Source organism: Burkholderia sp. AW33-5, assembly GCF_053427615.1.
Genome location: NZ_JBSAXA010000023.1, coordinates 75,187 through 93,632, shown reverse-complemented (window position 1 = coordinate 93,632; position 18,446 = coordinate 75,187). Strand labels below are relative to the sequence as shown.

Genomic DNA, 18,446 nt, shown 5'->3' with positions numbered 1-18,446 from the left:
ACGAGATTATGAACCGTCTTTTTCAGCTCGTCAACAACTTTCTGAACTGCTTCGTTGCGACGGCGGGGGTTCAACTTCGTGTGCGCCGGGGTTCTACCACCGCCCTCGTCCGCACCGCTTCCCTTCTCCTCCCGCGCTGCGTTTCCGTTAGCGCGAAAGAGGCGTGATTCTAAGCAGCTCCCGGCGATCGCGCAAGGGTTTGGTGGATTTTTCTTCATCCTCGCCGATTCTGCCTTCCGGCCATGCCGGAGCACGAGACCGCTTATGGTGCAAAGAACGGACTAGAATGTGAGGTTCTTCGCCCCTTTCTATACGTATTTAATATGCGCCAGCGAATCGCCAAACGCCTCCCCCCCGACGCCGACAAACTGGTCGGCCTGTCGCTTGCGCTCTTCGCCTCGGGCAGCCGCATCGAGGATCGCTTCTGGGAAGCGAAGCTCGATGCGCTACTCGCCAAGATCGTTCGCAACGGCAACCAGACCACGCTCGACGCGGCACTCGACCATCTGCAGCAGAACCACCCTGACGCCTATGGCGCGCTCGCCGACATGGCCGAGACGCATAGTGAATCGATGGTGGTCGAGCACGACGGCCAGCCGTACGATGCGCTGCTGGTCGCCGTTCCCGTTCTTGCCTGGACGCGCTACATGATTCCGTCGGGCCCGCTGAAAGGCGACGTCGCCGACGCACTGCGCACGCACCTGCAAGCGCACGTGCTCGCCACCGGCACGCTGGTCGGCCTGGCCCCGTTCCTGTACAGCATCGACCAACTGCCGCGCCACCACGTCGAGACTTACCGGCTCGCCCAGCAGCTCGCGCACGCGGCGCTCGGCCAGCACGCCGCCAAGCTCAGCTTCGGCGACTTGCCCGAAACCTCGCCGATCCTGGCAGACCCACGCTTCCTCCTCGCCGTCGTCGCCGCGCCAGCCGGCGCACCGCTGTTCCGCTGGCAGGAAGAAGAGCACGGCAATCGGATCGAACGCGGCCAGTGTCTCGAGCAATGGACCGCGCAAGGCGGTCCGAACCTGTCGATTGCCCTCCCCGGCTGCGAGTTCGAATGCCTGCTCCCGGACGCATACTATTCGGCCTGCCGTGATGCGGACGAGCGCATCCGTCCGCACACGGTCCGAACGGCAATCCGTTATCTTTTCGACACACTTGGTACGGCACCGCAAGAGCTGCGCGCCGTGGTCGCAGGCTTCGGCGAGCGACGGATCGACGAGTATCGCGTCGGCTTCACGCGACGCGCCAGCAACGACGTGATCTACGGCGTCGTGTGGCCGCTCTACGGCCGCGAAAACGGCGACGTGTCGATCGACAGCGCGACGCTCGAAGGCGAAGCACCGATCGAAGGGCCACTCGAGGAGATAGTGAGTCTGCTGAAGGAATGCGGCGTAACCGACGTCCGCCGGCACGCGGGCCGCTTCGAGCCGGAATATTGCGACGACTGCGGCGTGCCGCTCTATGCGGATCCGCTCGGCGAAATCGTCCACGCGGAAATGCCAGAAGACGCCTCGCCCGCCCAACCGCACTTTCACTGATCGTACATCGCAGGCCCGCAGTGCCTACCCGACGAAGCCGCTCCCGGTTCCAGCCGGAGCGGCTTTTTTCTCGTCCGCATTTCCGTCATTCGAAATTTCAGATTTCTCCTAAGCCTTTCAGCCAAGCAGACTTCGTGTAAGGTTTTTGTCATTATCGGACCCAACGCATGCCAACGGCAGCTCAATGACTCACCTTACGGAGGTTGAATATGCGGTTCCTGGTGCTGAACTCAGACGCCGAAAGGCGTGACGGACTGAAGGCCCTGCTGCGGCAGATCGACCGTCACGCCAGCATCAACGATGCGCCCGATGGCTTCCAGGCGCGCCGGCTGCTGCGCACTCAGCGCTTCGACCTCGTTGTTATCGACTGGCTGGACGTCGGCCGCCTCTGCGAACTCCAGGCGCTCTGCAGCGCCTGCTCGCCGACACCCGTCGCGGTACTGATCGACGAATCCACGCCGGAAGCCATCCAGCGCTTCTACAACTATGGCGTCGCGGGTGTGATCCCGCACTCCACACGGCCGCACCTGATCGTGCGGGCGCTCGAAATGGTTCTGCTGGGCGGCCATTACATCCCGCCCATTGCACTCAGCCTGCTGCCCTCCACTGCCGCGGTACGCCACGACGCCCATTTCCAGACGCTCGCCGGATCGCTGCCGCGCCGCCCGCCAAGTGGCCTCCTGTCGCCCAGACAGGCGCAGATCATGCGGTTCGTCCATATGGGCAGCACCAACAAGATGATCGCTCGCACGCTCGGCATCAGCGAAGGCACCGTAAAGATCCACCTCGCCAGCATCTTCCAGCAGCTGGGCGCGGCAAACCGCGCCGCCGCAGTCGCGATCTACAACGGGTGGCTGTCGCCGCATCTCGAGGTGTTGCTGGCGAACCGCGATCGTGCAAGCAAGCCCGTCATCGGCGAACGCGGCCGGGTTCCGCTGCGCATGCAACGGAACGACCGTCCATACCCGCTGCCCGCCGCGAACGCCGATACCCGGGACCTGCCGCTCGCGGCCGAACCGCCAGCTCGGTTTCGGCGCGAGCGCTGATCGGACAGTATCGATATTGCGACGGTCGACATGTGCGGATTCCCACCTTCGATGCTCAACGAGTAATATGGACGCATGGGTTTTCTTTTCACACCGCTTCCGCTCTGGGTTGGCATCGGTGGCTGGATCGCCGCCGTGGCATTGCTCGCGCTCGCGCTCTGGAATCGTCCCTTCGTCCGTCTCCAGGACGCAACGCTCCAGCACGTGTGGCTCGCGCTCGTCACCGCGATCACGGTGCTCTGGGCCTCGAATGCGTGGCTCGAGGACGGCATCGTCATGCACCTGCTCGGCGCGACGCTGCTCGTCACGCTGTTCGACTGGACGCTTGCGCTGATCGCGATGGGCGCCGTCACAGCCGTCGCCGCTATCGTCTTCGATGCGCCGTGGCAAGGCATCGGCGTGACCTATCTGATCTACGGTGCGCTACCGGTCGCCGTGTCCGCGTTGCTGCAACGCGCCGCGATCGCGTGGCTCCCGCACAATCTCGCGTCATTCATCACCGGCCAGGGATTCCTGTCACCGGCCATCGCGATCGTCGCAGTCGCAGCGGCCGCAGCCGGCGTCCAGCTCGCTCTCGCGGACGGCGTGCCCGTCGTCATTCCAGCAGGCTATCTGCTGAACACCGCGCTGCTCGCGCTCGGCGAAGCGTGGTTCACCGGCATGGCCACCGCGCTCATCGCCGTCTATCGTCCGGCGTGGGTCACGACGTTCGACGTTCGGCGCTACCGCCTCGGCGGTCCACGCGCCTGAACGTGCCGGTCCCGGTGCGATCGGCGCGCGTGACGATCCGCTTCCGCAGCGCGGGAGAGTGCGACATCTACTGCCGCACAACTTTTTTACGCTAATATTGAACTCCTGATCTTCATCGGGCATCTATACGTGCCCGATGTCTCATTCGCTCCTCACCAATAACCAGATGGACAGCTCACCTGCCTCGCTCCGGATCTTCCGGGCGTTCGGCAAGCTGGCAGCCTGTGTCGCGGGCCTGTCGCTTGCGCTTCCGGCACCGGTATTCGCCGACCTCCTCGACCAGCGCTCCGAACTGATCAACAAATTCGTCAACGAGATGCATGCCGATCCGATCGTCGCCGATTGTGCGGCGCACGGCAGCTTCATCGCCAGCACATCGACGGCCTTCGACCGCGTCGACTTCGCGCCGAACGCGTTCGAAAGCGGCAACGCGACGATCACGCCGTGGAACGATTCGTTCGATCAGGGCAAGCAGCGCGTGAAGGTCGACAACATCGTCACCGTGGACGGCCTCGGCGTCCACAGCGACGGCAGCGACCCGACACCGCTGAAATTCCGCTGCGGCTATGTCGGGCAGCAAATGCTGGCGTTCAGCTGGAACGATCCGGTGCCGCCACTGAAGCCGCGTGTCGAACGCCCGTCGTCGTCGACGAAGAAGTTCAAGGGCAAGTCGCACCGCGGCAAGGTCAAGGCCAAGGCATCCGGCCGCACCGGCAAGAAAGCCGTCGCAACGCAAAAATCAAGCGGCCAGAAGAAAGCCGTGAAGAAGAAAACCGCGAAGAAGTCCTGATTCGACAGAGCGGCAACGACAAAAGCAAAAAAGCCGGCGCATCGCACGACGCGCCGGCTTTTTCATATCGACGACGGTACGTTTACGCGAACGTCTCGACGTGCACCAGGATTGCCGCCAGCATCGCCGCGCCAAGCGCGGCGCTCCGCTCGCCGTTCCAGCCGACCCGCTCGTCCGGAAGGTTCGCATTGTCCTTGAACGGCATCTCGAGCGTCAGTGACAAGCAGCCGAACTGATGGCCGATGTACTTCGACGCAAGCTTGAGCGCGTCTTCCTTGTACTTGCTCGCCGCATAACCGTGCTCGGTCTGGAAATCCGGGCTCGCGGTCTTGAACGCATCGATGAATGCGGTTTGCTCCTTGCCCTGCTGCTCCGTGAAGCTCGGCAGCATTTCCGAACCCGCGACGAACACGTACGGCAGATCCTCGTCACCGTGAATGTCGAAGAACATGTCGCAGCCGATCGAATGGATCGCATCGCGGACGGCCAGCACTTCGGGGCTGCGCTCGGCATCGGGCGCCATCCACTCGCGGTTCAGGTTCGCGCCCGCCGCGTTGGTGCGCAGGTTGCCGTGCACGCTGCCGTCCGGATTCATGTTCGGGACGATGTAGAACGTCGCGCGGTCGTACAGCTTGCGCGCCACCGGATCGCCCGCCCAGTCGCCCCACCCGGCCAGCCGCTTGACGAGCCCTTCGACGAACCACTCGGCCATCGTCTCGCCCGGATGCTGGCGTGCGATGATCCACACCTTCTTCTTCGGTGCGCCGTCGACCTCCGGCGTACCGAGCGTCAGCAGCGACATCGGACGGCCTTCAACCGTTCGGCCGAGCTCGACGACGCCCGCCTGCGGCAATTGCTGGACCGCGCCGAGGAACGCGGCATGACGCTCTTCCGAGTACGGCTCGAAATACGCGTAGTAGATGCTGTCGAACTCGGGCGTATGGTCGATGGTCATCGTCTTGCCGTCGAACGTCGTCGGCACGCGGAACCAGTCGACCCGGTCGTAGCTCGCGACCGCGCTGTAGTTACGCCATCCTGACGGATACGCGCATTCGGCCGCATTCTCGAACGACATCACACACCGCTCACCGCGTGCGCCCGTCAAACGGAAGTAGAACCATTGGGCGAATTCCGAGCGGTTGTCGCCGCGTACGCGCAGCCGGATCGCGTCGGGGCTGTCGCACGACACGACGTCGATGGCGCCCGCGTCGAAATTGCTGGTGATCGAAAGGGTCATCTATCTCTCCAGTGTCGACCGGAACCGGCGGTTTGCCGCGCGTCCGGCCTCATGCATGCGCCGGCCGTCTCGTGAACGGCCGGCTTGGTCACTCGCCGATTCGCCGGCGATATACGTAAGTCGAATCGTTCGACGCAGCGGCGTCGAACGCGTAGTCTTCCACCGCGAAATCCTTCAGCGCCGCCGGTTCCGAGATGCGGTTCTCGACGATGTAGCGCGCCATCAGGCCACGGGCGCGCTTCGCATGGAAGCTGATGATCTTGTAGCGGCCACCCTTCCAGTCCTCGAACACCGGCGTGACGATCGGCGCGGCCAGCAGTTTCGGCTTGACCGACTTGAAGTACTCGGTCGACGCGCAGTTGACCAGCACGCGCGCCGCGCCGCTGCGCGTCTCGAGCTGCTCGTTCAGCGCCCGCGTGATCCGGTCGCCCCAGAACGCATACAGATCCTTGCCGCGCGCGTTCGCGAAACGGGTACCCATCTCGAGCCGGTACGGCTGCAGCAGGTCGAGCGGTCGCAGCAGCCCGTACAGGCCCGACAGAACGCGCACGTGCTGCTGCGCATAGTCCAGATCGGCGGCCGACAGCGATTTGGCATCGAACCCTTCGTACACGTCGCCGTTGAAGGCGAGCACCGCCTGCTTCGCGTTGGCCGTCGTGAAGGTCGGCGACCAGTCCGCATAGCGCTGGAAGTTCAGCCGCGCGAGCGGGTCGGAGATATCCATCAGCGTCGAGATGTCCTGCGGCGACAACTTGCGCAGGCCGTCGATCAGTTCCGACGCATCGTCGACGAATGCAGGCTTCGTGTAAGACGGGACGTGGGCGGGCGTATCGTAGTCGAGGGATTTGGCTGGGGAGAGAACGATTATCATAGAGGCTCGCTGGCACGCCGTGCCTTGCGGTCAGACGAAAACCACCGATTGTAACGAATGACCCGCTCTCTCGCCCCGCATGCCGCACATCGCGTCGTGCTCGACTCGAACGTCTGGATCGACATACTCGTATTCGACGACCCTGCCACACGCCCGATCCGGGCGGCGCTCGAACGCGGCACGCTGGCCGCCGTAATCGACGGCCGCTGCCTGAACGAACTCGAGCTCGTGCTCGACTACCCGCAGTTTCAGGCGCGCGCGATCGACAAGGCCGAAGCGCTCGCGACGGTCGCCCGCTTGGCGAGCCTCGTCGAGCCGCCGCCCGTCGACGCCGACGCGCCGCCCCTGCCGAAGTGCAAGGACCGCGACGACCAGAAATTTCTCGAGCTCGCGCGCGCCGCGCAGGCCGACTGGCTCGTGTCGAAGGACCGTGCGCTGCTCAAGCTCGCGAAGCGCACCGCGCGCGACTTCGGCTTCCGGATCGCGCAGCCCGCGCCGTTCACCGAAGCCTGCGCGCTCGATGCCGCATTGGCCACCACTACCACGCCGGCCTGACGGGCCCGGCGCCACCCGCTTGCGATCGTATCGATGAACGCTCCTTCCGACATGCCTACGACTCCCGTTTTCCCCTCGCGCCTGCCGAACGTCGGCACGACGATCTTCACGGTCATGAGCGCGCTCGCCGCCGAGAAAGGCGCCGTGAACCTCGGCCAGGGCTTCCCGGATTTCGACTGCGACCCGCGCATCGTCGACGCGGTCGCGGCCGCGATGCGCAACGGTCACAACCAGTATCCGCCGATGGCCGGCGTCGCGCCGTTGCGCGACGCGATCGCCGACAAGATCGCACAGGTCTACGGCCGGCGCTACGATCCGGCCACCGAGATCACGGTCACGGCCGGCGCGACGCAGGCCCTGCTGACGGCGATCCTGTGCGCGGTCCATCCGGGTGACGAGGTGATCGTCGTCGAACCGACCTACGACAGCTATCTGCCATCGATCGAGCTTGCCGGCGGCAAGCCCGTGTTCGTCACGCTGGAAGCGCCCGACTATGCGATCCCGTTCGATCGCCTGGCCGCCGCGATCACACCGAAAACGCGGATGATCATGATCAACACGCCGCACAACCCGACCGGCACCGTGTGGCGCGAGGCCGACATGCGCAAGCTCGAGGAGATCGTGCGCGGCACCAACGTGCTGATCCTGTCGGATGAAGTGTACGAACACATGGTCTACGACGGTGCGCGGCATGAAAGCGTCGCGCGCTACCCGGAACTGGCCGCGCGCAGCTTCATCGTGTCGAGCTTCGGGAAGACCTACCATGTGACGGGCTGGAAGGTCGGCTATGTCGCGGCGCCTGCCGCGCTGACCGCGGAGTTCCGCAAGGTCCATCAATTCAACGTGTTCACGGTGAACACGCCGATGCAGATCGGGCTTGCCGACTACCTGCGCGATCCGGCACCGTACCTGACGCTGCCCGACTTTTACCAGAAGAAGCGCGACTTCTTCCGCGCCGGCCTCGAGCGCACGCGCTTCAAGCTGCTGCCGTGCCCCGGCACGTACTTCCAGTGCGTCGACTATTCGGCGATCAGCGACCTGTCCGAAGCGGAATTCTCGAAGTGGCTCACGTCGGAGATCGGCGTGGCGGCGATTCCCGTGTCGGCGTTCTATCACGAGCCGCACGAATCGGGCGTCGTGCGCTTCTGCTTCGCGAAACAGGAAAGCACGCTCGCATCCGCACTCGAACGGCTCGCACGCCTGTAAGTCCTGCATGGGCGGCCGGGCACGGTACGACGCCGCGCCCGCGCCGCGCTCACGAACGCGCGGCGCTCGTCGCCTCGACATAGGCCTTGCGATCGGCCGCCACGCGCTGCGCGACCGGCCGCTCACCGACCAGCTTCGCGTGCGCCTTCCAGTCGATGCCGGCGTCGAGCAGGAAATCGCGGCCGAAGATGGCCTTCGTCGCCATTCCGATCACCGGCAGATGGATCGCCGCGGCAATGTCCGCCAGCGTGAACGTGTCGCCGAGCACGTAGGGCGAAAACTGCGTCATCCGCTTGAATGCATCGATCGCGCGCGGCAGGCGCTTCTCGACGTGCGCCTTCATCCCGTCGCTGACCTTGCCGCCGAAAAACGCTTCCGTATAGACCTCGCGCGCGGTCCATTCGAGATACAGTTCGAGCGTCTCGACGAGTTCGCGCACCTTCGCGGCCGCGAACGGTCCGGCCGGAAAAATGGCCTTGTCGGGATAACGCGCCGCCAGATACTCGATGATCACCTGCGATTCGAACAGCGCGCCCTCTTCCGTCTTCAAGAACGGAATCTTGCCGAGCGGCGAATCGGCGAGCAGTGCCGGATCACTGATCGGCAGACTGCATGCCGATTCCTCGAACGGGATGTCATGTTCGAGCAGGACGAACTTCACCTTGTTGTAATAGTTGGACAACGGAATACCGCACAGCTGTAGCATCGGAGTCTCCTTCGTTGCTGAAGCGCGCCGCGGCGATGCCGGCGGCATCGGGATACGTCGCGCTGAAAAGCACGTTCGTGCTAGTCTAAAGCAGTTTCGCGTCCGTCATGACAACAATACATCCGCTGCGGCATCACCCTCACGGGTATGCGCATGCGCCCGCGCAACATGCGGCGCCGCAGCCTCGCCATCCGATGGAGACACCTTCGCATGAGTGCTGAACTGCTGGCCTCGCGTCCACCCGAGAGCGAATCGACGCTCGTCCTCACGCTGTCCAATCCCGGCGCACGCAACGCGCTGCATCCCGACATGTATGCGGCCGGCGTCGAGGCGCTCGCCACCGCCGAGCGCGACCCCGCCATTCGCGCGGTCGTGCTCACCGGTGCCGATCGTTTCTTTTGCGCGGGCGGCAACCTGAACCGGCTGCTCGACAACCGCTCGAAGGATCCGTCCTACCAGGCCGACAGCATCGATCAGCTCACCGCGTGGATCACGGCGATCCGCGCAACGAGCAAGCCCGTGATCGCGGCAGTCGAAGGCGCGGCGGCCGGCGCGGGCTTTTCGCTCGCGCTCGCATGCGACCTGATCGTTGCCGCGCACGACGCGAAGTTCGTGATGTCGTACGCGCGCGTCGGCCTCACGCCCGACGGCGGCGGCTCGTGGTTCCTCGCGCGCGCACTGCCTCGTGCGCTCGCCGCCGAAATCCTGTTCGAGGGCGGGCCCGTCGTGGCCGACCGCCTGCATGCGCTCGGCGTCGTCAATCGGCTCGCCGTGCCCGGCGCCGCGCTTTCCGACGCGCTCGCGTGGGCCGACTCGCTTGCCGGCATCTCGCCGAACGCGCTCACGCGCATCAAGTCGCTGCTCGACGATGCGACCGCACAGCCGCTCGATGCGCATCTGGGCACCGAGCGCGATCACTTCGTCGCATCGTTGCATCATGCGGATGCATTCGAAGGCATTACCGCGTTCCTCGAGAAACGCCAGCCGCGCTACAAGCGCTGATCCGCACGCCGTCGCTGCGACGACATGCGCGCGCAGGCGCGCGGCCGCACGTTTCCGTCGCCTGCAGCCCGCATCGATCCATGCTCTAATGACCGCCTGTCGCGGCGCCCCGCCGGCGCCGTTTTCGCGCATGCCATAAAGGAGTTGACGATGATCGACGTCTACAGCTGGGCGACCCCGAACGGCCACAAGATACACATCATGCTCGAGGAAACGGGCCTCGCGTATCGTGCGCATCCGGTCGATATCGGCGCGGGCGATCAGTTCAAGCCCGAATTTCTGAAGATCAGCCCGAACAACAAGATCCCCGCGATCGTCGATGCGGACGGCCCCGGCGGCAAGCCGATCTCGCTGTTCGAATCGGGCGCGATCCTCGTGTACCTGGCGGAAAAGACCGGCAAGTTTCTGCCGACCGAGCCGGCCGAGCGCTACGCGACGCTCGAATGGCTGATGTTCCAGATGGGCGGCGTCGGCCCGATGCTCGGGCAGGCGCACCACTTCCGGCTGTACGCGCCGGAAAAGATCGACTATGCGATCAATCGCTATACGAACGAAGCGAAGCGCCTGTACAACGTGATGGAAAAGCGTCTCGGCGAATCCGAATATCTCGCCGGCGACACGTACACGATCGCGGACATCGCGACGTTCCCGTGGACGCGCTCATGGCAGAACCAGGGCATCGTGCTCGACGAACTGCCGAACGTGAAGCGCTGGCACGAAACGATTGCCGCGCGTCCGGCCGTGCAGCGCGGCGTCGAAGTCCTCGCATCGCTGCGCAAGCCGCTGCAGGACGACAAGGCACGCGAAATGCTGTTCGGCGCGACGCAATACGCAAAGCACTGACGAACCACGCGCCGTGCGACGCAGCGGCATCCGTCGATGCCGCCGCGCGCATCAGAAGTAGTGCAACGTAATGAATTCCGCCGCGCAAACGAGCAACGGCACGTCCGTACGCTCGACCTGCATCGACACCGACCACGTCACCTGCACACCGCCCCGCGCGGCCTCCGCGGCTTCCTTCACCGCGAACAGCGCGCGCACGCGTGCGCCGACCGGCACCGGCTTCAGGAACCGCACGCGATTCAGTCCGTAGTTCACGCCCATCTTCTGCTCGAAGCGCATCGCATCGGTCATCAGCGCGGGAATCAGCGACAGCGTCAGGAATCCGTGCGCGATCGGGCCGCCGAACGGCGACTCGCGCCTCGCCCGCTCGTGATCGACGTGAATCCACTGGTGATCGCCGGTGGCGTCGGCAAAACCATCGACGCGACGCTGATCGATCTCGACCCAGCCGCTCGCGAGCGGCTCCGCGCCGACGCGCTCGTGCAGCGCTTGCGCAGACGCGATCAGCGGCAATGTCACGTCCATCATGCGCCCGCTCCTTGCGGATGACGCAGTCCGAAGATCACCTTGGTATGCACGGTGATCACCGTGTCGCCGGCGCCGTTGACGCCGATCCACTCCGTCGACACGATGCCGCGATCGGGCTTGCTCTCCGACACGCGCTTGTCGTGGACCTTCTGGTACATCGTGATCGTGTCGCCGGCGCGCACGGGCTTGAGCCAGCGGATCGAGTCGATGCCGGGCGAGCCCATGCTGGTCGAATCCGGTCCCAGCTTCTTGATGAGCAGGCTCATGAACACCGAACACGTATGCCAGCCGCTCGCAACGAGTCCGCCGAACGGCGATGCCTTGCCAGCCTCCTCGTCGAGGTGGAACGGTTGCGGATCGTAGCGTTGCGCGAACGCCTTGATGTCATCCGATTCGAACGTATAGCGGCCGATTTCGGTCGTACTGCCGACTTCCAGATCTTCGTAGCTGATACCCACTGTCTATCTCCCATGGCGCGCTCGCGCGTCGCCGTCATGCCGCGTCGGTCTGCGCGAAATCCGGCAGGGCCGCGATGCGCGCAAGATGATGATCGGTGTCGCCGAGCGTCGTCTCGATGATCGACAGCCGCTTGAACAGGTGCGCGGCGGCAACCTCATTGGTCACGCCCATGCCGCCGTGCAGTTGCACCGCCTGCTGGCCGACGAAACGTGCGGCCGCGCCGACCCGCGCCTTCGCGGCCGACACCGCCTTGCGACGCGCATCGGCATCGCCGCCCGCGTAACGCACCGCGGCCAGGTAAGTCAGCGAGCGCGCCTGCTCCGCGTGAATCAGCATGTCGACCATGCGGTGCTGCAGTGCCTGGAAACGTGCAATCGGTACGCCGAACTGTTCGCGCGTCTTCGTGTATTCGACCGTCGCGCGGTTCAGCTCGTCGAGTGCGCCGACCGCTTCCGCGCAGAGCAGGAAGGTCGCGTAGTCGGCAACCTGCTCGAGTGCGGCCGCATCGCGTGCGCCGCCCGTCAGCTGCCGCGCGGGGGTGTCATGCAGCTCGATCGTCGCGGCGCGCTGGCCGTCGATCGTCCGGTAGTCGACGAGCTTCGCCCCCGCGGCATCGCGCTCGACGACGAACAGGCCGATGCTGCCGCCATCGACACGCGCGGGCACGATCCACGCATGCGCCTGGGCGCCGTGCTGAACGACCGACTTGGTGCCGGTCAGCCGATACGTGCCGTCGTGATCGCGCGCGTGCGTATCGAGTTCGTACAGGTCGTAGCGTGCCCGTGGTTCGTGGAATGCAACGGCCAGGCGCTTCTGCCCTTGCGCGACCGCTTCCATCAGCGCGGCATCGTCGCCCGTGCCGGACCCGGCGACGCGCAGCGCCTCGATGCCGACCGCCGTCGCCCAGTACGGCTCGACCACGAGTGCACGGCCGAGTTCCTGCATCGCGACCAGCATGTCGACCGGGCCGCCGCCGAAGCCGCCCTGTGCATCCGGCACGGGCAGCGCGGTCAGGCCCAGCTCCGCGAATGCGCTCCATTGCGCGTCCGACACGCCGGCATCGCTTCGCACGATGGCCTGGCGCGCGTCGAAACCGTATTGCTCGCCGAGATAACGGCGCAGCGCGTCGGCAAACTGTTGTTGCTCATCGGTAAAGCTGAAATCCATGGTTGTCTCCGTTCCCTGATCACAGCCCCAGGATCATCTGCGCGATGATGTTCTTCTGAATCTCGTTCGAACCGCCGTAGATCGACGTCTTCCGGTAATTGAAGTAGTAGGCGGCGAGCGGCGCGGCATCGTCGTCGCCCGCGCTGCTGTGTTCGCGTTCGCCCTCGAGGAACGGGACGTCGAACGGCGCGGCGAGCGGGCCGATCGCCTCGAACATCAGCTCGGTAAGCGCCTGCTGCACCTCGGTGCCCTTGATCTTCAACATCGATGCCTCGGGGCCCGGCCCCTTGCCGCTCGTCTCGCGGCTCACGACCCGCAGCACCGTCACCTCGAGCGCCATCAGTTCGACTTCGAGCGCCGCGACCTTCGCGGCAAACACCGGATCGGCGAGCAGCGGCTTGCCGTTCTTGCGCTGGTTCGACGCCACGCGTTTCAGGAATGCGAGCTCGCGCTTCGACGCGCCGACGCGTGCGATGCCGGTGCGCTCGTGGCCCAACAGGTATTTCGCGTAAGTCCAGCCGCGGTTTTCATCGCCGACGAGATTCTCGACGGGCACCTTTACGTCCTCGAAGAACACCTCGTTGACTTCATGATCCTCATCGAGCGTGATGATCGGGCGCACCGTGATGCCGGGCGTCTTCATGTCGATCAGCAGGAACGAGATGCCCTCCTGCTTCTTCGCCGCCGGATCGGTACGCACGAGACAAAACATCATGTCCGCGTACTGGCCCAGCGTCGTCCATGTCTTCTGGCCGTTGACGACGTAGTGGTCGCCGTGACGTTCGGCACGCGTGCGCAGCGATGCGAGATCCGACCCGGAGCCCGGCTCGGAATAGCCCTGACACCACCAGTCGGTGCCGTCCAGGATGCGCGGCAGATAGTGGCGCTTCTGCGCTTCGCTGCCGTATTTCATCAGCACCGGCGCGACCATCGATACGCCGAACGGCAGCACGGTCGGCGCGCCGATGCGTGCGCACTCCTCATCCCAGATGTGGCGCTGCGTCGCGTTCCAGTCCGGACCGCCGTATTCGGCCGGCCATGCGGGCGCGGACCAGCCGCGCTGGCCGAGAATCCGGTGCCAGCTCGCGAAATCCTCGCGGTCGAGTCGTTTGTGATCGAGTACCTTGGCGCGCAGTGCATGAGGCAGGTTGGCCTCGAGCCAGGCGCGAACGTCGACGCGGAACGCGTCGTCGGCGGGGGAATAATCCAGATCCATGCGCAGTGTCTCCTGACCGCAGCCGTCCGGCCCGGCAAGGACACACTGCGTACGTCATTGCAGCGGTTCTTTCAGCGCGGCAGGAATCGGCAGCGGCATCACGTCGATGCCTTCTTCGACCAAGGATTGCGCATCCTCCGGCGTCGTGACGCCACGAATGCTGCGCGCCGGCGCCTCGTTGTAATGAATGCGCCGCGCTTCCTCGGCGAAGCGCTCGCCCACGTTCTCGGTCTTCTCCAGCACCTCGCGCAGCGCGCGCATCACCTGCGCCTGCAGCGCGCGCGGATCGGTCGGCTGTGCCTGCGTCGCGCCCGACAGGTTCAGGCGCGGCGCCGACGGCATCCGGTTGATCTCGGTCGTCCCGCACACCGGACATTCGACCAGCTTGCGGGACAACTGCGCTTCGAACTCATCGGCGGAAGCGAACCAGCCTTCGAACCGATGACCGTGCGGGCACTGTAAATCGAGGACCTTCATGCTGAATCAGGGCGTGTGGCGAGTGTAGCGCAAAACGCGCTTTTGTGAACGATCGTGCTAAACCAGGATCGCGCGGCCGGACAGCGGCCGCGTCACAGGATTGTAACGCGGCGCCCCACCCGCCGCTGACGCGCCGTCAGGGCTTCTCGACCGGGCCGAGCGGCCACGCGCCGGACAGGACCTTGTCGAGCCACATCGTGCCGATGATCGTCTTCACGTCGGTGATCTGGCCGGTGCGCACCCACTCCTGCAGGTCGGGCAGTGTCGCCGTGAAGGTTTCGAGAAATTCGCCTTCGTCGAGCTTGCGCTCGCCGGCCGTCAGGCCGCGCGCGAGATACAGGTCGATGAATTCGGTCGAATAGGAAATGATCGGATGAATCCGGGCCAGGAACACATATTCGCGTGCCGTGTAGCCGGTTTCCTCGCGCAGTTCGCGTACCGCGCAGGCAAGCGCGCCCTCGTTCGGATCAAGTTTGCCGGCGGGGAATTCGGCCATGACCTTGCCGATCGGATAGCGATACTGGCTTTCCATCAGCACGCGGCCGTCGTCGAACAGCGGGATCACCATCACCGCGCCGGGGTGCTGGACGTATTCGCGCGTGGCCTGCTTGCCGTCGGGCAAACGAACGGTATCGCGCTTCAGCTTGAGGAACGAGCCGTCGAAAATCGCCTCGCTCTCGAGGCAGGTTTCGGTCAGTGCGGCGTCGTGATTGGGTAGTTCGGCCATCGGCGGGCTCCGGAGGAATGAGCACGCGACGGCCGAAGCCGTCAGCGTCGTTTGACGAGATACTGGAACGTGAAGCCGGGAAACGCGAACACAACGAAGAGACTGAACGTGATCGCGTAGAACTGCCAGCCCTGTTCGAAGCGGTTGCCGGCGCGCGACTCGAGCCAGAAGCCGAGTGCGCCGACGACGAAATACAGCACGATCAGCTCGCCGATCCGAACCCACGCGTTCTTCTTCGTCGCACCGATCGGGACGACGGCGAAGAGGCGTTGGTTCAGGAACGGCACGTTGGCGCATACGAGCGCCAACAGCACGATGAACCAGCCAGCTGCCGACATTACAGCGGCAGCGTGTGACGGATCGCCTGCAGGCAGGCCGTCAACAGCGGGCTCGGGATCAGGCCGAGCACCACCACTGCAATACCGTTCAGCACGAGGATCGTGCGCTTGCAGAAATCGCCGGTGACCGGGGTCGCGTCCTGCGGTGCATCGAAGTACATCAGCTTGACGATGCGCAGATAGTAGAACGCGCCGAACAGCGACGTGATCACAGCCAGCACGGCCAGCCACGTGAGACCCGCGTTGACGGTCGCCTCGAGCACCGCGAGCTTCGCGTAGAAGCCGACGGTCGGCGGGATACCGGCCAGCGAGAACATCATGACCATCATCACGAACGCGAACACCGGGCTGCGCTTGTTGAGGCCCTTGAAGTCGTCGATCGTTTCCGCTTCGAAATCGCGGCGTGCGAGCAGCATCACCACGCCGAACGAGCCGAGCGTCGTGATCAGGTAGACGATCGCGTAGAACATCGCCGAGCTGTACGCGTTCGCCGGTGCGGTCGCGTCGCCCTTCACGATGCCGGCGAGCAGGCCGAGCAGCACGAAGCCCATGTTCGAGATCGCCGAGTACGCGAGCATCCGCTTGATGTTGCGCTGGACGATACCGGTGATGTTACCGACGATCAGCGACAGCGCGGCGAGGATCACGAGCGCGGTCTGCCAGTTCTGTGCGAGCGGCAGCAGGCCCATCACCAGGAAACGCAGGCCCCACGCGAACGCGGCAACCTTCGGGCCACCGCCGACGAACAGCGTCATCGCGGTCGGTGCGCCCTGGTAGACGTCCGGCACCCACATGTGGAACGGCACGGCGCCGAGCTTGAACGCGATACCGGCGACGATGAAGACCACGCCGAACATCAGCACGGCCGCGTCGGTGTTGCCGCCGACCGCCTTGTACACCTCGCCCAGCTCGAGCGAGCCGGTCGCGCCGTAGAGCATCGAAATGCCGTACAGCACGAAGCCCGACGCGAGCGCGCCCAGCACGTAGTACTTCATCGCGGCTTCGCTCGACTGCGCGGCATCGCGGCGCAGCGCGATGACGGCGTACAGCGACAGCGACATCAGTTCGAGGCCGAGGTACAGCGTCAGGAAGTTGTTGCCCGACACCATCACCAACTGACCGAGCAGCGAGAACATGCCCAGCAGGAACACGTCGCCGCGGAACATGTCACGGTCTTCGAGGTACTTGCGCGAATAGACGAGCGAGACCGCGAAGCCGAGCGACACGACGGCCTTCATCATGCTCGCGAACGAGTCGACGACGACCATCCGCGAGAAGAAGTAATACTGCTGCGGGTCCAGCGCCTGCACCGCGAACCACACGCCGGCGACGACCGACGAAACCACCGCGATCAGATAGGTCAGGCGGCGGCCAGCGGCACCGGTAAAGGTGTCGTTCAGCCATGCGACGACGATGGCGACCATCACCAGCGCGTCAGGCAACAGGACATTCATAGGTGCGTTCATGATCTTGATTTCCTCCGCTCGCGATTACTGGGCCAGCGGCAGCTTCGACTGCGCGACGTGGGAGAGGAGGTTTTCCACGGAAACGTGCATCACGTCAGTGAAAGGCTTCGGATACAGACCCATCAGCAGCGTGAACGCGGCGAGCACGGCCAGCATCACGAATTCGCGACGGCCGATGTCCTTCAGCTTGGCAACGTGATCGTTCGCGACCGCGCCGAAGTACACGCGCTTGTACATCCACAGCGTGTAGGCGGCGCCGAGGATCAGCGTGAATGCCGCGCCGAATGCGATCCAGAAGTTGTACTGGACAGCCGCGAGAATCACCATGAACTCGCCGACGAAACCCGAGGTGCCCGGCAAGCCGCAGTTGGCCATCGAGAACAGCATCGCGAATGCCGCGAACTTCGGCATCACGTTCACGACACCGCCGTAATCGGCGATCTGACGCGAGTGCACGCGGTCGTACAGCACGCCGATGCACAGGAACATCGCGCCCGACACGAAGCCGTGCGAGATCATCTGGACGATCGCGCCTTCGACGCCGAGCTGGTTGAAGATGAAGAAGCCGAGCGTGACGAAGCCCATGTGCGCGATCGACGAATACGCGACCAGCTTCTTCATGTCGGCCTGTACCATCGCGACGAGGCCGATGTAGATCACCGCGATCAGCGACAGCGTGATCACGACAGGTGCCAGGAAGTGGCTTGCGTCAGGCGTGATCGGCAGCGAGAAACGCAGGAAACCGTACGCACCGAGCTTCAGCATGATCGCCGCCAGCACGACCGAGCCGCCCGTCGGCGCTTCCACGTGCGCGTCCGGCAGCCAGGTGTGCACCGGCCACATCGGCACCTTCACCGCGAACGCGAGGAAGAATGCAATGAACAGCAGGATCTGCGGCGTCATTGCGATCTTGGCGTTCTGCCACGTCGCGAGGTCGAACGAATGCGTCTGCGTGTACAGGTAGATCAGCGCGACCAGCATCAGCAGCGAGCCGGCCAGCGTGTACAGGAAGAACTTGAACGCCGCGTACACGCGGTTCGGGCCGCCCCACACACCGATGATGATGTACATCGGGATCAGGGTCGCCTCGAAGAACACGTAGAACAGCAGGCCGTCGGCCGCCGAGAACACGCCGATCATGATCCCGGACAGGATCAGGAAGGCCGCGAGGTACTGCGCGACGTTCTCGGTGATCACTTCCCACGCGGCGATCACGACGATCACCGTGATCAGCGCGGTCAGCACGACGAACCACATCGAGATGCCGTCGACGCCGAGGTGGTACGAGATGTCGAAGCGTTCGATCCAGGTCGACTGCTCGACGAACTGCAGCGCAGCCGTGCTCGAGTCGAAGCCCGTGATCAGCGGAATCGTGACCGCGAGACCGAGCAGCGAACCGATCAGCGCGACCCAGCGAGCCGTCCCCGGATTTTTGTCGTTACCCACCGCGAGCACGAGGAGGCCGAAAACGATCGGCAGCCAGATCGCGGTACTGAGAATCGGAAAAGCGTGCATTAGTGT

The 18,446-nt window shown here is 64.6% G+C and carries 20 protein-coding genes; 8 read left to right on the top strand and 12 right to left on the bottom strand.

Going from position 1 to position 18,446, the window contains the following annotated elements; translation table 11 throughout:
• Positions 1–323: 323 nt before the first annotated feature.
• The 4 genes from ACV22V_RS26970 (at position 324) to ACV22V_RS26955 (ending at position 4,127) form a co-directional block, all read left to right on the top strand.
• Positions 324–1,541, top strand: coding sequence for a DUF2863 family protein (locus ACV22V_RS26970; RefSeq protein ID WP_059689367.1), 1,218 nt, complete (start codon positions 324–326; stop codon positions 1,539–1,541).
• 209 nt (positions 1,542–1,750) lie between these two features.
• Complete coding sequence (locus tag ACV22V_RS26965; RefSeq protein ID WP_059533165.1) at positions 1,751–2,587, top strand: response regulator transcription factor; 837 nt, start codon at positions 1,751–1,753, stop codon at positions 2,585–2,587.
• A 75-nt stretch (positions 2,588–2,662) separates the two neighbouring features.
• The gene (locus ACV22V_RS26960) at positions 2,663–3,337 is read left to right on the top strand and encodes an energy-coupling factor ABC transporter permease (RefSeq protein WP_059533167.1); all 675 of its coding nucleotides are present in this window, start codon (positions 2,663–2,665) and stop codon (positions 3,335–3,337) included.
• A gap of 136 nt (positions 3,338–3,473) precedes the next feature.
• Entirely contained in the window at positions 3,474–4,127 is a 654-nt protein-coding gene (locus tag ACV22V_RS26955) for a BspC domain-containing protein (protein ID WP_059533169.1), read from the top strand.
• A gap of 82 nt (positions 4,128–4,209) precedes the next feature.
• Here the strand turns inward: ACV22V_RS26955 and ACV22V_RS26950 are convergent, their stop codons facing one another.
• Both ACV22V_RS26950 and yaaA read right to left on the bottom strand, forming a co-directional pair.
• Positions 4,210–5,364: a M14 family metallopeptidase gene (locus tag ACV22V_RS26950; protein WP_448016025.1), complete on the bottom strand. Its 1,155-nt coding sequence runs from the start codon at positions 5,362–5,364 to the stop codon at positions 4,210–4,212.
• Between the two features lie 88 nt (positions 5,365–5,452).
• Positions 5,453–6,235: a peroxide stress protein YaaA gene (yaaA, locus tag ACV22V_RS26945; RefSeq protein ID WP_059703381.1), complete on the bottom strand. Its 783-nt coding sequence runs from the start codon at positions 6,233–6,235 to the stop codon at positions 5,453–5,455.
• A 57-nt stretch (positions 6,236–6,292) separates the two neighbouring features.
• Between yaaA and ACV22V_RS26940 the strand changes: the two genes are divergently transcribed.
• Together ACV22V_RS26940 and ACV22V_RS26935 are read left to right on the top strand one after the other, a co-directional pair.
• Positions 6,293–6,790: a putative toxin-antitoxin system toxin component, PIN family gene (locus tag ACV22V_RS26940; RefSeq protein ID WP_448016024.1), complete on the top strand. Its 498-nt coding sequence runs from the start codon at positions 6,293–6,295 to the stop codon at positions 6,788–6,790.
• 33 nt (positions 6,791–6,823) lie between these two features.
• Positions 6,824–7,996, top strand: coding sequence for a pyridoxal phosphate-dependent aminotransferase (locus ACV22V_RS26935; RefSeq protein ID WP_059533177.1), 1,173 nt, complete (start codon positions 6,824–6,826; stop codon positions 7,994–7,996).
• A gap of 49 nt (positions 7,997–8,045) precedes the next feature.
• Here ACV22V_RS26935 and ACV22V_RS26930 read toward each other — a convergent pair whose 3' ends face one another.
• On the bottom strand, positions 8,046–8,702 hold the full coding sequence (locus ACV22V_RS26930; protein ID WP_059533180.1) for a glutathione S-transferase family protein: 657 nt from the start codon (positions 8,700–8,702) through the stop codon (positions 8,046–8,048).
• Between the two features lie 210 nt (positions 8,703–8,912).
• Between ACV22V_RS26930 and ACV22V_RS26925 the strand changes: the two genes are divergently transcribed.
• Together ACV22V_RS26925 and ACV22V_RS26920 are read left to right on the top strand one after the other, a co-directional pair.
• On the top strand, positions 8,913–9,704 hold the full coding sequence (locus ACV22V_RS26925; protein ID WP_448016023.1) for an oxepin-CoA hydrolase, alternative type: 792 nt from the start codon (positions 8,913–8,915) through the stop codon (positions 9,702–9,704).
• Between the two features lie 150 nt (positions 9,705–9,854).
• A complete protein-coding gene (locus ACV22V_RS26920; protein ID WP_059703492.1) occupies positions 9,855–10,547 on the top strand; it encodes a glutathione binding-like protein in 693 nt (230 codons plus the stop codon).
• A 51-nt stretch (positions 10,548–10,598) separates the two neighbouring features.
• On the opposite strand, the gene ACV22V_RS26915 is transcribed toward ACV22V_RS26920, so the two are convergent.
• The 9 genes from ACV22V_RS26915 to ACV22V_RS26875 form a co-directional block, all read right to left on the bottom strand.
• Positions 10,599–11,075 carry a MaoC family dehydratase gene (locus ACV22V_RS26915; RefSeq protein WP_448016022.1) on the bottom strand — a complete coding sequence of 159 codons (477 nt, stop codon included), beginning with the start codon at positions 11,073–11,075 and terminating at the stop codon, positions 10,599–10,601.
• On the bottom strand, positions 11,072–11,533 hold the full coding sequence (locus ACV22V_RS26910) for a MaoC family dehydratase (RefSeq protein ID WP_059533186.1): 462 nt from the start codon (positions 11,531–11,533) through the stop codon (positions 11,072–11,074). Before ACV22V_RS26910 ends, ACV22V_RS26915 begins: the two co-directional genes overlap by 4 nt.
• A 34-nt stretch (positions 11,534–11,567) precedes the next feature.
• A complete protein-coding gene (locus tag ACV22V_RS26905) occupies positions 11,568–12,701 on the bottom strand; it encodes an acyl-CoA dehydrogenase family protein (protein WP_448016021.1) in 1,134 nt (377 codons plus the stop codon).
• 19 nt (positions 12,702–12,720) lie between these two features.
• Positions 12,721–13,917, bottom strand: a complete 1,197-nt coding sequence (locus ACV22V_RS26900) for an acyl-CoA dehydrogenase family protein (protein WP_044844732.1) — start codon at positions 13,915–13,917, stop codon at positions 12,721–12,723.
• Between the two features lie 54 nt (positions 13,918–13,971).
• Entirely contained in the window at positions 13,972–14,394 is a 423-nt protein-coding gene (locus ACV22V_RS26895) for a DUF1178 family protein (RefSeq protein ID WP_059600436.1), read from the bottom strand.
• Between the two features lie 136 nt (positions 14,395–14,530).
• Positions 14,531–15,121, bottom strand: a complete 591-nt coding sequence (locus tag ACV22V_RS26890; RefSeq protein WP_059533190.1) for an NUDIX domain-containing protein — start codon at positions 15,119–15,121, stop codon at positions 14,531–14,533.
• A gap of 41 nt (positions 15,122–15,162) precedes the next feature.
• A complete protein-coding gene (locus ACV22V_RS26885) occupies positions 15,163–15,459 on the bottom strand; it encodes a DUF2818 family protein (RefSeq protein WP_059533192.1) in 297 nt (98 codons plus the stop codon).
• Positions 15,459–16,913 carry an NADH-quinone oxidoreductase subunit NuoN gene (gene nuoN, locus ACV22V_RS26880; protein WP_175910931.1) on the bottom strand — a complete coding sequence of 485 codons (1,455 nt, stop codon included), beginning with the start codon at positions 16,911–16,913 and terminating at the stop codon, positions 15,459–15,461. Before nuoN ends, ACV22V_RS26885 begins: the two co-directional genes overlap by 1 nt.
• Before the next feature lie 36 nt (positions 16,914–16,949).
• The gene (locus tag ACV22V_RS26875) at positions 16,950–18,440 is read right to left on the bottom strand and encodes an NADH-quinone oxidoreductase subunit M (RefSeq protein WP_059533196.1); all 1,491 of its coding nucleotides are present in this window, start codon (positions 18,438–18,440) and stop codon (positions 16,950–16,952) included.
• Positions 18,441–18,446: the final 6 nt, after the last annotated feature.

Bases quoted from the DNA above. Each gene is read 5' to 3' on its own strand.
- ACV22V_RS26940 (WP_448016024.1), top strand. From the start codon at position 6,293: ATGACCCGCTCTCTCGCCCCGCATGCCGCACATCGCGTCGTGCTCGAC.
- nuoN (WP_175910931.1), bottom strand. From the start codon at position 16,913: ATGAATGTCCTGTTGCCTGACGCGCTGGTGATGGTCGCCATCGTCGTC.
- ACV22V_RS26920 (WP_059703492.1), top strand. From the start codon at position 9,855: ATGATCGACGTCTACAGCTGGGCGACCCCGAACGGCCACAAGATACAC.
- ACV22V_RS26960 (WP_059533167.1), top strand. From the start codon at position 2,663: ATGGGTTTTCTTTTCACACCGCTTCCGCTCTGGGTTGGCATCGGTGGC.
- ACV22V_RS26885 (WP_059533192.1), bottom strand. From the start codon at position 15,459: ATGTCGGCAGCTGGCTGGTTCATCGTGCTGTTGGCGCTCGTATGCGCC.
- ACV22V_RS26915 (WP_448016022.1), bottom strand. From the start codon at position 11,075: ATGATGGACGTGACATTGCCGCTGATCGCGTCTGCGCAAGCGCTGCAC.
- ACV22V_RS26930 (WP_059533180.1), bottom strand. From the start codon at position 8,702: ATGCTACAGCTGTGCGGTATTCCGTTGTCCAACTATTACAACAAGGTG.
- yaaA (WP_059703381.1), bottom strand. From the start codon at position 6,235: ATGATAATCGTTCTCTCCCCAGCCAAATCCCTCGACTACGATACGCCC.
- ACV22V_RS26895 (WP_059600436.1), bottom strand. From the start codon at position 14,394: ATGAAGGTCCTCGATTTACAGTGCCCGCACGGTCATCGGTTCGAAGGC.
- ACV22V_RS26955 (WP_059533169.1), top strand. From the start codon at position 3,474: ATGTCTCATTCGCTCCTCACCAATAACCAGATGGACAGCTCACCTGCC.
- ACV22V_RS26890 (WP_059533190.1), bottom strand. From the start codon at position 15,121: ATGGCCGAACTACCCAATCACGACGCCGCACTGACCGAAACCTGCCTC.
- ACV22V_RS26935 (WP_059533177.1), top strand. From the start codon at position 6,824: ATGAACGCTCCTTCCGACATGCCTACGACTCCCGTTTTCCCCTCGCGC.
- ACV22V_RS26970 (WP_059689367.1), top strand. From the start codon at position 324: ATGCGCCAGCGAATCGCCAAACGCCTCCCCCCCGACGCCGACAAACTG.
- ACV22V_RS26875 (WP_059533196.1), bottom strand. From the start codon at position 18,440: ATGCACGCTTTTCCGATTCTCAGTACCGCGATCTGGCTGCCGATCGTT.
- ACV22V_RS26900 (WP_044844732.1), bottom strand. From the start codon at position 13,917: ATGGATCTGGATTATTCCCCCGCCGACGACGCGTTCCGCGTCGACGTT.
- ACV22V_RS26965 (WP_059533165.1), top strand. From the start codon at position 1,751: ATGCGGTTCCTGGTGCTGAACTCAGACGCCGAAAGGCGTGACGGACTG.
- ACV22V_RS26950 (WP_448016025.1), bottom strand. From the start codon at position 5,364: ATGACCCTTTCGATCACCAGCAATTTCGACGCGGGCGCCATCGACGTC.
- ACV22V_RS26905 (WP_448016021.1), bottom strand. From the start codon at position 12,701: ATGGATTTCAGCTTTACCGATGAGCAACAACAGTTTGCCGACGCGCTG.
- ACV22V_RS26925 (WP_448016023.1), top strand. From the start codon at position 8,913: ATGAGTGCTGAACTGCTGGCCTCGCGTCCACCCGAGAGCGAATCGACG.